At 69.4% G+C, this 12587-nt stretch carries 10 protein-coding genes, 1 tRNA gene and 1 pseudogene; 6 read left to right on the top strand and 6 right to left on the bottom strand.

The annotated features are described in order from the left end of the window. Positions 1-144: 144 nt before the first annotated feature. Together OG432_RS18825 and OG432_RS18820 are read right to left on the bottom strand one after the other, a co-directional pair. Positions 145-615, bottom strand: coding sequence for a RidA family protein (locus OG432_RS18825; protein ID WP_328312115.1), 471 nt, complete (start codon positions 613-615; stop codon positions 145-147). Beyond that, positions 612-770, bottom strand: a complete 159-nt coding sequence (locus OG432_RS18820) for a DUF4177 domain-containing protein (RefSeq protein ID WP_020129281.1) — start codon at positions 768-770, stop codon at positions 612-614. The genes OG432_RS18825 and OG432_RS18820 overlap by 4 nt, the downstream gene beginning before the upstream one ends. A gap of 153 nt (positions 771-923) precedes the next feature. On the opposite strand from OG432_RS18820, the gene OG432_RS18815 reads away from it, so the two are divergent. Beyond that, positions 924-1886: an ArsA family ATPase gene (locus OG432_RS18815; protein ID WP_328312114.1), complete on the top strand. Its 963-nt coding sequence runs from the start codon at positions 924-926 to the stop codon at positions 1884-1886. After that, positions 1883-3298 carry an ArsA family ATPase gene (locus tag OG432_RS18810; protein WP_328312113.1) on the top strand — a complete coding sequence of 472 codons (1416 nt, stop codon included), beginning with the start codon at positions 1883-1885 and terminating at the stop codon, positions 3296-3298. Before OG432_RS18815 ends, OG432_RS18810 begins: the two co-directional genes overlap by 4 nt. 90 nt (positions 3299-3388) lie before the next feature. Here OG432_RS18810 and OG432_RS18805 read toward each other — a convergent pair whose 3' ends face one another. Next, positions 3389-3766, bottom strand: coding sequence for a WhiB family transcriptional regulator (locus tag OG432_RS18805; RefSeq protein WP_328312111.1), 378 nt, complete (start codon positions 3764-3766; stop codon positions 3389-3391). A 450-nt stretch (positions 3767-4216) separates the two neighbouring features. Here OG432_RS18805 and OG432_RS18800 point away from each other — a divergent pair, with 450 nt between their 5' ends. After that, positions 4217-6499 (top strand): transglycosylase domain-containing protein, encoded by a 2283-nt coding sequence (locus OG432_RS18800; RefSeq protein ID WP_328312109.1) that lies wholly within the window; start codon positions 4217-4219, stop codon positions 6497-6499. Positions 6500-6672: 173 nt separating this feature from the next. Here OG432_RS18800 and OG432_RS18795 read toward each other — a convergent pair whose 3' ends face one another. Next, positions 6673-7137 carry a GatB/YqeY domain-containing protein gene (locus OG432_RS18795; RefSeq protein WP_328312108.1) on the bottom strand — a complete coding sequence of 155 codons (465 nt, stop codon included), beginning with the start codon at positions 7135-7137 and terminating at the stop codon, positions 6673-6675. A gap of 312 nt (positions 7138-7449) precedes the next feature. Between OG432_RS18795 and OG432_RS18790 the strand changes: the two genes are divergently transcribed. From OG432_RS18790 to OG432_RS18780, 3 genes are all read left to right on the top strand, one after another. Next, positions 7450-8379 carry a metallophosphoesterase gene (locus OG432_RS18790; RefSeq protein ID WP_328312107.1) on the top strand — a complete coding sequence of 310 codons (930 nt, stop codon included), beginning with the start codon at positions 7450-7452 and terminating at the stop codon, positions 8377-8379. 346 nt (positions 8380-8725) lie between these two features. Continuing rightward, a tRNA-Pro gene (locus OG432_RS18785) sits at positions 8726-8799 on the top strand. 365 nt (positions 8800-9164) lie between these two features. Continuing rightward, positions 9165-10670: a PE-PGRS family protein gene (locus tag OG432_RS18780; protein WP_328312106.1), complete on the top strand. Its 1506-nt coding sequence runs from the start codon at positions 9165-9167 to the stop codon at positions 10668-10670. Here OG432_RS18780 and OG432_RS18775 read toward each other — a convergent pair. Both OG432_RS18775 and OG432_RS18770 read right to left on the bottom strand, forming a co-directional pair. Continuing rightward, the gene (locus OG432_RS18775) at positions 10600-11442 is read right to left on the bottom strand and encodes a PE-PGRS family protein (RefSeq protein ID WP_328312105.1); all 843 of its coding nucleotides are present in this window, start codon (positions 11440-11442) and stop codon (positions 10600-10602) included. The genes OG432_RS18780 and OG432_RS18775 overlap by 71 nt on opposite strands. 152 nt (positions 11443-11594) lie before the next feature. Beyond that, positions 11595-12524, bottom strand: a pseudogene (locus OG432_RS18770) (LacI family DNA-binding transcriptional regulator); the annotation flags it as partial. Positions 12525-12587 lie beyond the last annotated feature (63 nt).

Genomic DNA, 12587 nt, shown 5'->3' with positions numbered 1-12587 from the left:
GCGTGTACGTGACATCCCTCCGACACACACCGCCCCGCCCCGCCCCCGGCATGCCCGTCTCACCACCAGCCTGCCCGCGCCGCGCACGACGAAGGCCGGCCCCTTGAGGCCGGCCCACGCCGCACGTCCGGACGGAACTCGCGCTCAGCCCGCGACGAGTTCCACCTGGATCTCGATCTCGACCGGCGCGTCCAGCGGCAGCACCGCCACGCCCACCGCGCTGCGGGCGTGGACGCCCTTGTCGCCGAGGACGGCACCGAGGAGTTCGCTGGCGCCGTTGATGACACCGGGCTGGCCGGTGAAGTCGGGGGCGGACGCCACGAAGCCGACGACCTTCACGACGCGCGCGATGCGGTCCAGGTCACCCACCACGGACTTGACCGCGGCGAGCGCGTTGAGGGCGCAGGTGGCGGCCAGTTCCTTGGCCTCCTCCGCGGTGACCTCGCCACCGACCTTGCCGGTGACGGGCAGCTTGCCCTCCACCATGGGCAGCTGGCCCGCGGTGTACACGTACACCCCGGACCGCACGGCGGGCTGGTACGCGGCGAGCGGCGGAACGACCGACGGAAGGGTCAGGCCGAGCTCGGCCAGCTTGGCCTCGACGGCGCCGCTCATGCCTTCGCCCGCTTCAGGTAGGCCACGAGCTGCTCGGGGTTGTTCGGCCCGGGAACGACCTGGACCAGCTCCCAGCCGTCCTCGCCCCAGGTGTCCAGAATCTGCTTGGTCGCGTGCACGAGAAGGGGCACGGTCGCGTATTCCCACTTGGTCATGGGCCCGACTGTAGCCGCTGACCGCCACCCCCTCGTGCGGGAGCCGTGCGCGAGCGGCCCGCCCGGCCCGTCCGCGGAGGCGGCCGCACCGCCGGGGCCGCGTTACGCGGACCACATGCGTACACCGCGGGCGGACTGGTTAGGCTCGAAGGTGTGAGCAGGCTCCAGGTCGTCAGCGGCAAGGGCGGTACCGGCAAGACCACGGTCGCCGCAGCACTCGCGCTCGCCCTCGCGACGGAGGGCAGGCGCACGCTCCTCGTCGAGGTCGAGGGCAGACAGGGCATCGCGCAGCTCTTCGAGACGGAAGCCTTTCCGTACGAGGAGCGCAAGATCGCCGTCGCGCCGGGCGGCGGGGAGGTGTACGCCCTGGCCATCGACGCGGAACGGGCGCTCCTCGACTACCTCCAGATGTTCTACAAACTGGGCGGCGCCGGCCGGGCGCTGAAGAAGCTCGGCGCGATCGACTTCGCCACCACCATCGCGCCCGGGGTGCGGGACGTGCTCCTGACCGGCAAGGCGTGCGAGGCGGTGCGCCGTAAGAACAAGCAGGGCGGGTACGCGTACGACTACGTCGTCATGGACGCGCCGCCCACCGGTCGCATCACGCGCTTCCTGAACGTGAACGACGAGGTGGCCGGCCTCGCGAAGATCGGGCCGATACACAATCAGGCGCAGGCGGTCATGCGGGTGCTCAAGTCGCCCGAGACCGCCGTGCACTTGGTGACCCTGCTGGAGGAGATGCCGGTGCAGGAGACCGTCGACGGGATAGGTGAGCTGCGCGCCGCCGAGCTGCCGACGGGCAACGTCATCGTGAACATGGTGCGGCCGCACATCCTGGACGAGGCAGCCGTGCGCGGGGTCACCGGAGACCGGCGCAAGGAGGTCGCCAAGGCGCTGACGCGCGCCGGGGTGACCGGTTCGGCGAAGCTGGTGTCGCCGCTGCTCGAACAGGCCGCCGAGCACGCGGAGCGGGTGGAACTGGAGCGTGAACAGCGTTCGGTACTGGGCGAGTTGGGACTGCCGACGTATGAACTTCCCCTGATCGGCGGGGGCATGGACCTGGCCGGGCTCTACCGCCTGGCCACCGAACTGCGCGAACTCGGGGTGGGTGAGTGACGTTGGACGCGGTCGAGCCGCTGGCGATCGATCCTCTGCTGGACGATCCCGGCACCCGCATCATCGTGTGCTGCGGATCGGGCGGAGTGGGCAAGACGACCACCGCCGCGGCCCTGGGAGTTCGGGCCGCCGAGCGGGGACGCAAGGTCGTCGTGCTCACCATCGACCCGGCCCGCAGGCTCGCCCAGTCCATGGGCATCGACTCGCTGGACAACACCCCGCGCCGGGTCAAGGACGTCCAGGGCGAGGGCGAGCTGCACGCCATGATGCTCGACATGAAGCGGACCTTCGACGAGATCGTCGAGGCGCACGCGGATCCCGCCCGCGCCAAGGCGATCCTGACCAATCCGTTCTACCAGTCCCTGTCGGCCGGCTTCGCGGGCACGCAGGAGTACATGGCGATGGAGAAGCTGGGCCAGCTGCGGGCGCGGGACGAGTGGGACCTCATCGTGGTCGACACCCCGCCGTCGCGCTCGGCGCTCGACTTCCTGGACGCGCCGAAGCGGCTCGGCTCGTTCCTCGACGGCACGTTCATCAAGCTGCTCATGGCCCCCGCGAAGATGGGCGGCCGGGCCGGGATGAAGTTCCTCAACGTCGGCATGTCGATGATGACGGGCACGCTCGGCAAGCTGCTCGGCGGGCCCTTCCTGCACGACGTACAGACCTTCGTGGCCGCCATGGACACGATGTTCGGCGGGTTCAGAACGCGGGCGGACGCCACCTACCGCCTCCTCCAGGCGCCGGGCACCGCCTTCCTGGTCGTGGCCGCGCCCGAACGTGACGCGCTGCGCGAGGCGGCGTACTTCGTGGAGCGCCTGGCCGCCGACGACATGCCGCTGGCGGGGCTCGTCCTCAACCGCGTCCACGGCAGCGCGGCCGCCCGGCTCTCGGCCGAGCGCGCCCTCTCCGGGGCCGAGCACCTCGCGGAACAGGACGCCACAGAGGGCCGAGTAGAAAATCTTGACGACCGTCGCATTGTGGATCAGGAGGCCGGGAAGGCTGGGAATCGTGACCCCGGCGATTCCTCTCCCGACGCCGGCGCGTCACAGGACCATTCCCAGGACCGCTTGGCGTACGACACCCACGGACACCGAGAAGACCCGGAAGACGAAGACCCGGAAGACGGCGCAACTCCCGCACGTTCCATGGCCGTTGACCCCGCGGATGGCTCGGTACAGAGTTCCGTGGACGGCTCCGTCGACCGGCTGACCGCCGCCCTGTTGAGGCTGCATGCCGAGCGGATGCAGGTGATCGCGCGGGAACGGCGGACGCGCGACCGCTTCACCGCGCTCCATCCCGAAGTGGCGGTGACCGAAGTGGCCGCCCTGCCCGGTGACGTGCACGACCTGGCGGGGCTGCGGGCCATCGGCGACCGGCTCGCGGCCGGCGGATCTCCGGCCGGGGTTGCCTGACCCCGGCCTCCGTGCGCTCCCCGGGGCGACCCGGCACCCCCCGGAGCCACACTCGGCGCATCGCGGGGTGATGCGGCGCCACCCAGCCCCTCAGCCCGCCGCCGCGTACGCCTCGTCTTCTCCGAAGGAATGCCGGTAGTCGTCGTACGCCGCCGACTCCTCCTCCGCGCACCCGGACAGAATGCCCGTGCTGCGCTCGTACTCGGTGCGCGCGGTCTCCAGCAGGCGGTGCCAGGAGGTGACGGTGGGTCGCCTGCGCAGAAGGGCGCGCCGCTCCCGTTCCGTCATTCCGCCCCACACGCCGAACTCGACGCGATTGTCGAGCGCATCGGCCAAGCACTCGGTCCGCACCGGGCAACCGGTGCACACCGCCTTGGCCCTGTTCTGCGCTGCACCCTGTACAAACAGTTCGTCCGGATCGGTAGTGCGGCAGGCTGCCTGCGCACTCCAGTCGGTTACCCAGCCCATGCCGGCGCCGTCCTCTCCCGAATCGAGGCTCCCCCACGGCGGTAGCGGCATATTCACCGCTGCCAGTTGAGGACGTTACGGAAGGTAGGCGCAGCGCAACACCCCCGTCGGGCCCAATCTTGAATGGTCCGAACGGACTATGCGTACGCGGCAGATCACCCAACGGAGTGACCGGGAGACATGCGTGATGAATCCGAAATATCAGGATGTATCACCTGAGCCACAACGGACGACGAGTGACGCATGAGGCGCAATCGGGCACCGACGACGGACATCAACTGACCTGGTTCCCGCCGGATTCGGGGGACGGCGGAACACTTCCACGCACTTCGGCATACTTCGGCGCACGCCCGGGACGCTGAGGCGCAACCGGGCCGCTGTGACAGTTGAGAGCAGCTTAGGCCAGAGCCTTCACCCGTGTCCGGCGATTGAGAACGTAGGCTGCCCCCCATGGCAATGAAGCGATCGGGCGGAGGCCTGACCGGGTCCCAGCAGGCGGCCAAGTTCCTCGGCGTGAGTGTGTTGGCGGGCGCGGTGCTCGCGGGAATCGCCCTTCCCGCGGCCGGCGCGCTCGGGCTCGCGGCCAAGGGCACGGTCGAGGGGTTCGACGAGATCCCGGCCAATCTGAAGACCCCGCCGCTGAGCCAGCGCACCACGATCCTGGACAACAAGGGCGGCACGATCGCCCAGGTCTACTCGCGCGACCGCACCGTGGTGCCGCTCGCCGACATCTCCCCGTACATGCAGAAGGCGATCGTCGCCATCGAGGACTCGCGCTTCTACGAGCACGGCGCGATCGACCTCAAGGGCGTCCTGCGCGCGATGAACAAGAACGCGACGAGCGGCGGTGTCGCGCAGGGCGCGTCCACCCTCACGCAGCAGTACGTGAAGAACGTCTTCGTCGAGGAGGCCGGTGACGACCCCGACAAGGTCGCCGAGGCCACCCAGCAGACGATCGGCCGCAAGGTCAAGGAGCTGAAGTACGCGATCCAGGTCGAGGAGGAACTCGGCAAGAAGAAGATCCTGGAGAACTACCTCAACATCACGTTCTTCGGGCAGCAGGCATACGGCATCGAGGCCGCGGCCAAGCGGTACTTCTCCAAGCCGGCCAAGGACCTCACGCTCGACGAGTCGGCGATGCTCGCCGGCATCGTGCAGTCGCCGACGCGGTACGACCCCGTCAACGACGCGCAGGAAGCGAAGAAGCGCCGCAACACGGTGCTCCAGCGGATGGCCGACATGAAGGACATCTCGCAGGGCGAGGCCGACAAGGCCAAGGAAGCCCCGATCACGCTGCAGGTGAGCAAGCCGAAGAACGGCTGCATCACGGCCGTCGACGGCGCCGGGTTCTTCTGCGACTACGTGCGCGAGGTGTTCCTCTCCGACCCCGTCTTCGGCAAGACGAAGGAGGAGCGGGCCAAGCTCTGGAACCAGGGCGGGCTCACCGTCCAGACGACGCTCGACCCGCAGAGCCAGAAGGCCGCGCAGGCCTCGATCAAGGAGCACGTCTACCAGAAGGACTCGGTCGCCACCGCGGTGACCATGGTCCAGCCGGGCAGCGGCAAGATCCTGGCGATGGGTCAGTCGAAGCCGTACGGCTTCGGGGACAACGAGACCCAGATCAACTTCTCGGTGAACCGGCAGATGGCCGGCTCCAACTACGGCTTCCCGACGGGTTCGACGTTCAAGCCGTTCGTGGCGGCCGCCGCCATTGAGCAGGGCCGCCCGCCGACGCAGGTCTACTCCTCGCCGAACGAGATGGACTACCCGTCGGTGCAGACGTGCGGCAAGCCGTACGTCAACCTCAACCACGAGCGGGTGCCGAACGAGAGCGAGGACGAGGTCGGTCCGTACGCGCTCAATGAGGCGATGGCCAAGTCGGTCAACACGTACTTCATCCAGATGGTGCAGGACATCGGCCTGTGCCCGGTGATGAAGATGGCCGACAAGCTGGGTGTGGTGCAGGGCAGCGGCGAGAAGCTTCCCGAATCGCCCGCCATCGCCCTCGGCGCCAAGGGCATCTCGCCCCTGACCATGGCGACGGCGTACGCGGCCTTCGCCAACCACGGCACGTACTGCACGCCGATCGCCCTGGAGTCCATCAAGCGGGCGGACGGCAAGTCGCTGCCGGTGCCCAAGTCGTCCTGCAGCAGGGCGATGTCGGAGAACACCGCGAACACCATCAGCTCGCTGCTGCGCGGCGTGATCGACTCCGGTACCGGTAAGGAAGCCGGACTCAAGGACCGGGACAACGCGGGCAAGACCGGTACCACCGACGCCCGCAAGAACGCCTGGTTCGTCGGCTACACCTCGAACCTGTCGGCCGCGGTCTGGGTCGGCAGCCCGTCCCAGCGCGTCGAGATGAACAACATCACGATCGGCGGGCAGTTCCAGGAGCAGGTGTACGGCGGGCAGGTCCCCGGACCCATCTGGCGCGACGCCATGACCGGCGCGCTGCAGGGCCAGAGTTCGGCTCCGTTCACCACCGTCAACATCCCCGCCAGCGGCAAGCAGGACGACGCGTCGGCCGGCGCCCCCGCCGACAACGGCAACGACAACGGGGGCACGGGCGGCAACGGAAACCCGGGCAAGAACAAGAACAAGGGCAAGCACAAGCCGAAGCCGGGCGGCGACAACAAGCCTCCCGCCGGCCACGGCGGCCAGCCGCCGAACGGCGGCATCTCCCTCCCGCCGGGAATGATCGGCGGCGACACGGGAGCCTGGCCTCAGTAGGCAGGCCGCGGTAGGCAGGCCGCGGTAGGCACCGGCCGCGCTTGCCGACAGGCGCAGCAAAGGGCGCCCCGGGCAAGTGATCCCGGGGCGCCCTTCTGTGCGTACGAGAGCGGGACGCGACCGCGGAAGGCGCGTCCGCGAGCCGCGGGGCGTGCTCAGCCCGCGGGACGTGCTCAGCCCGCGAGCCGCTGCTTCACCGCGGCGGCGACGCGGCCGCCGTCGGCGAGACCCGCCACCTTCGGGTTGACGATCTTCATGACGGCACCCATGGCGCGCGGCCCCTCGGCGCCCGCGGCCCTGGCCTCCTCGACGGCGGCGGCGACGATGGCCGCGAGCTCGTCGTCGGACAGCTGCTTGGGCAGGTACGCGTCGAGGATCTCGCCCTCGGCCAGCTCGCGCGCGGCGGACTCGGCGCGACCGCCCTTGTCGAAGGCCTCGGCGGCCTCGCGGCGCTTCTTCGCCTCCCTGGCGATCACCTTGAGGACCTCGTCGTCGGAGAGCTCGCGCGCGGCCGTGCCGGCGACCTCTTCCTTGGTGACGGCGGTGAGCGTCAGCCGCAGCGTGGACGAGCGCAGTTCGTCGCGCGCCTTCATGGCGGTGGTGAGGTCGTCCTTGAGTCGGGCCTTGAGCGTGGTCATGTCCCCAGTGTGTCAGGTACGGCGCGCCGCCCGCCCGCCGATTAACGCGGGTGCCGTTCCCGGCCACCGGCACCCTCCCTGCCACCGGCGCCTTTCCTGCGACCGGTGCCGTTTGCTACCACCGGCGCCGTTCCTGCGACCGGTGCCGTTTGCTACCACCGGCGCCGTTCCTGCCGCCGGTGCCGTTCCTGCCACCAGTGCCGTTCCTGCCACCGGTGCCGTTCCTGCCACCGGTGCCGTTCCTGCCTTCACCGCCGGGTCTGCCGTCACCGCCGGGTCTGCCTTCACCGCCGGGTCTGCGACGATGGGCGTATGCGCGCGCGATACGGAATTCCCTTGGGTATCACGGCGGTCGGGGCCGCCGGTCTCGCCTATGCGGCCGGATTCGAGGTGAGGTCCTTCCGGCTGCGCCGGGTGACGGTGCCGGTGCTGCCGCCGGGGGCGCGACCCCTGCGCGTGCTCCAGGTGTCGGACATCCACATGGTGAGCGGTCAGCGCAAGAAGCGGGCGTGGCTGCAGTCGCTCGCGGGCCTGCGCCCCGACTTCGTCGTGAACACCGGGGACAACCTCTCCGACCCGGAGGGCGTCCCCGAGGCACTCGACGCGCTGGGCCCCCTGATGGAGTTCCCCGGCGTGTACGTCTTCGGCTCGAACGACTACTACGGACCGAAGTTGCGCAACCCGGCCCGGTACCTGTTCGAGAAGGCGCAGGGCAGGCACGGTCTCAACGGCAACGCGCCGGCCGTGGGTGTCGTGCACAACCCGTGGGAGGACCTGCGGGACGCGTTCGACACGGCGGGCTGGGTGAACCTGTCCAACACCCGGGGCCGCCTGAAGCTCGACGGCATGGAGCTGGCCTTCACCGGCCTGGACGACCCGCACATCAAGCGCGACCGGTACGCGAGGGTGGCGGGCGGCCCGGAGAAGGACGCCGATCTGTCGATCGCGGTGGTCCACGCCCCGTACCTGCGCTCCCTGGACGCCTTCACCGCGGACGGCTACCCGCTGATCCTGGCGGGCCACACACACGGCGGCCAGCTGTGCATCCCGTTCTACGGCGCCCTGGTCACCAACTGCGACCTGGACACGGACCGTGTGAAGGGCCTGTCCACCCACGAGGCCGAGGGCAACCGCGCCCACCTCCACGTCTCGGCAGGCTGCGGCACCAACCGCTACACCCCCATCCGCTTCGCCTGCCCCCCGGAGGCGACGCTGCTGACGCTGGTGGGGCAGCGGGACTGAGGCGACCCTGCTGGCGCGGGTGGGGCGGCGCGGCTGACGCTGATGGTGCGGGGCTGAGCGCTGCTGGTGGGCCGGCGCGCCTGAGGTGACGCTGGTGGGCCCGGGGACTGAGGCGGTGCTGGTGGGCCCAGCAGGCCTGAGGTGACGCTGCTACCCCGGCGGGCCGGCGCCCCTGAGGGACCGGCGCGGGGGGCCGCGCCCCGGGCCCACCCGGCTCCCCCACCCTCCCCCGGCTCCCCCCGACCGACCAGGCCCACCCCCGCCCGAAGGCCCCCGAAAACCGGATTTCGTCTCCGGCCGCCAGTGGGCTAAAGTAAACGACGTCGCCGCGACAAGCGGAGACAATCGGGGTGTAGCGCAGCTTGGCAGCGCGCTTCGTTCGGGACGAAGAGGTCGTGGGTTCAAATCCCGCCACCCCGACAGCCAAAACAGCAGGTCAGGCCCGGTGCTGAGAGATCAGCACCGGGCCTGATTTGCTTTGTGGCCTTGTTTTGGGAGCCAACTGGGTGTGATCTTCGAGATCCGGCTCCCGGCGGCTCCCCGAGGAGCGGCCTTCTGCCTCCTCTCGGCGCGGGCGTACGCATCGCGCCCCGAATGAGTCACTGCACGGCTTGTGCCGAGCAGACCTGAGACGGTACGACGATCGCCATGCACCCTTGGTCTCCGTTAAATGACCGGCAGCTCGCACTCCTCACCCGCATCCGGGGCGGAACCGACCCCGTCACGTCCAACAGCCCCGAGCTCGCCGTCACGGCTCGCGCGCTCAGGGACCGGGGCTTGTGACCATGCCCAGGAAGAAGGGGAGGTGGCAGGCGGAGATCACTGACGCGGGACGCTTCTACCTGGAGCACGGGCATCATCCCGACCGTCCGGAGTTGGCTCCACGCAAGCCTCGCGCGGCGGCGTCTGAAGCCGGGGCGCCCGTTGCCGCTGGTCCGTCGCAGGATGCCGATCCTCCGACCGAGACAAAGCCCGCCCCGAAACGGGCTGTGAAACCTCCGCGCCCGTCGCCAGCAGCTGTCGGTCCGGCGCTCATCGCGCAGGTGCAGGAGGCCGGACGATTTCTTCGGATCCCTGACCCCAGCGCGGAGGAACGGGCTCGGTATCGCAGGGCGTTCGACGCAGCCCGGCAGTGCGCTCCGGATGGGTACCACCTGAAGTACAGCGGGCGGGCGAAGGGGGACTTCTTCCTCGGTCTGCTGAGGGTGTCCGGCGAGGACGACACCGAGTGGAACCGAATCCGGCTGGCACGAAGCCGAGTGATCACCGATGTCGAGGACGTGCTCGCCGCCGTCACCAAGGACCACAGCGCCTTCGAGATTTCCGAGGAAGTCCTGCCGAGGGTGCTCACACTGATCCGGCTCCTCGCCGATGAGGCACTCGCACGGTACGGCGAGATCGCGGTGTCCAAGAAGCGCAGGCAGCCGAGGCCGCTGCTCACTGTCCACGGCAGGACGTACGAGGTCGGCTTCCGTGAGCGGCAGAAGCAGGTCCGCTACGTCCCCAAGCAACCAGGTCGGCGCACGTACGACTGGCAGCGGGTCACGCCGGCTCACAAGTTCGAGCCGTCCGGCGAACTGGAGCTGCTGGTCAGCGAGAACTCGGGTTACAGCTACAACTACGGCTGGAAGAAGGAATGGGCCGACACGGCCAAGAAGCCGTTGGAGGAGCAGATCGCCTCAATCTTACGGGCGTTGAAAGCACGCGCGGAGGAGCAGGAGCGGGCCCGGCTGGAACGAGAGGCCGAGCAACGGCGTCTGCGAGAGGAACGGGAGCACCAGGAGGCCGAGCGCCGACGACTTGCAGCGGAGCGGGAGGAACGCGAGCGGCGGGAGTGGGAGGCCGCGGTAAGTGCGGCCTCGATCAAGGCGGTTCACGCGGTACGGGCCGAGCACTTCGGCACGGCCCTGGAGCAGTGGCGGGCCGCCGGTGAGATCCGGGCCTTCTGTGCTGCGCTGGATGACGTCGCCGCCGCATCGGAGGACGCCCTCGAAGTTGAGAGGCTGCGCGAGTGGTCGGCTTGGGGGAACACAGAGGCCGATCAGCTCGACCCCACGACGAATGGCAGGGGTCTGGCCGCCCGTGACTTCAACGTGGAGTCGACGAAGAAGCAGCTGCGACCGTTCCTCGACGGCTGGCGGCCGGACCGGCCGGAGAAGGAGCCTCCGGCTCAGCCAACGCTTCCCAAGCCGGAGCCGGAGCCGGACTCGTGGCGCGGCGTCATCGACGCACATCAGGATCAAGGGTGGCGATATGGACGCCAAGGTCGCGCTCAATGGTGGAGGCGATGACGCCGTGACCTCGGTCGCGTAGAGCCTTGACCGCCTTCTCGACGAGTCCCCCGAGCCTGATGACCTCGGCGCGAAGGGCGACCAACTCGTCGTAGCGGTCGGCCTTGTCTTCGCCGCACCAGGCCCGGACGGTTCGCAAGACAGCTGCCTCTGCGTCCAGCTTCCGGTCGTCCCGTCGGCTATAGGAGTACCAAGAGGGCTGGGCACGCTCCTGTTCGATGCCCTGCTGCTTGCGGTCCACCTCCGGAAGGATCTCGTCGGCGAGACGGCCGGCCACTTGGCGGGCGACGCGCTCGGTGACCGGCCACCCAGCCAGACACATGCCGTGGCGGTTCTCGTACACCATGGCGTCACCGCGGAGTTCAGCTGCGTCGATGCCGATGAGCGGTGCCGTCTCGTCGAGGCGGCTCAGCTCCAGGACCCCGGCGTCGGCCACTGTTCGGCGCAGGCGGAGCCTGTTCTTCGGACGGACGAAGCCGAGAATCATGCGGGCGGCCTCGAAATCCGTGCTGCCCCGGACGTGGCGAGAGGACTCCGCCAGCGCCAGCTCCGCCGCGTCATCCGCGCGGAACGTATCAACATCCGCCCACGACGCTACGAGAGAGCCGGAACTGACCCACTCCTGCAGGCCAGCGGCATCGCCTTCGAGAAACCGCACGTGGATCCAGCCAGACCTGCCGGAGCTGCCCACGCGTACGACCTCGACCTGGCGGACCTCGCTACCCAGGTCCTTCGGCCTCGCGCGGTACGCCCAGTGCTCGCCAATCTCCATGTGCCTATTGAGCCAGGTCCCTTGGCCCTCTCACCGGGCGTTTGCCATAACCTCCGGAGCGAGGTGACCTCCACGAGGTTGACGCTGCCCCCGCAAGGTGTCGCCGGAGCCGGCTGTGCCTCTGGTGGTGACCACCAGAGGTGCAGCAGCAGTCACCGCTGGGACTCCGCAGGCTTACGTGATTCCCTGCGCGCACGTAGGAGATCATCGAGTACGCGCACGGGTGACGTGGGGCTCATCGCCAGGCGGGTGTCGAGTGCCGCCTCCCACTGCTCGGTCAGTCCAAGCATGAGGCGTTTTCGCATTCCGGGTGTGACGTGGGCGTAGCGCGCGGAGACCGAGCCGTCGATGTGGCCCATGCGGTCGTCCATGAGGACCTTCTCGGTGCCGAGGTCCTCCATCACGGTCCGGTGGGTGTGGCGGAGGCCGTGGGGTGTGAGGCCCTTGGCGATCGGGAGCCAGCAGGCGTCGGCACGGTCGCTGGCGCCACGCCCTCGGGCTGGGACGCCGGGCCACGGCTCGCCGAGGAGAGGCACGGGGCGGGCTTCCTGCGGCGCCTTCTTTGGGTACCAGCCGGAGACCGCCGGGGTGAACAGCCAGGTGGCAAAGCCGCTTCGGCGCCAGTGGGCTGCGTGCTGCGGTACCGCGCCGCCGCGCACGAATCCCAGGTCTGCGATGGCCTGTTCCACCCTGACCCGCTTGGCTTCGGTGACGCGGTCGGGGTGGTTGAGGACGTTGGACACCGTGCCGGTGGAGACTTCGGCTCGGCGTGCGACGTCGACGAGCTTTGCGCCGTGGTGGCCGCCGGTGCGGGCCGTGCCCTGGCCCCGGAAGACGTAGGTCTTGGCGTGGCACGAGCAGGGTTTCGGCTTCGTGCGGGCGACGTGGTTGGCGACCAGGGCCGACAGCCAGTCCATCACGTCGATGGTGCGGTAGCTGTCGTCCTTGGGTGGGCAGCGAACCAGCTCGCCGGTGTCGAGTTCGTACAGCTGCCATTCGACGCGGACGGCCCCGGAGCGGGCGAACTCCGTCTCCAGGCCGACGATTTCGCCCCAGCGCATGCCGGTGCTGCCGGGCCGAACGGGCGGAGACCCTGCTCGATCCACGGCTCCGCCGTCTTCGTGTTGCGCACCCCCCACACCTCC

The organism is Streptomyces sp. NBC_00442, assembly GCF_036014195.1.
Lineage (GTDB): Bacteria > Actinomycetota > Actinomycetes > Streptomycetales > Streptomycetaceae > Streptomyces.
This window is presented reverse-complemented; position numbering and strand designations above follow the sequence as displayed.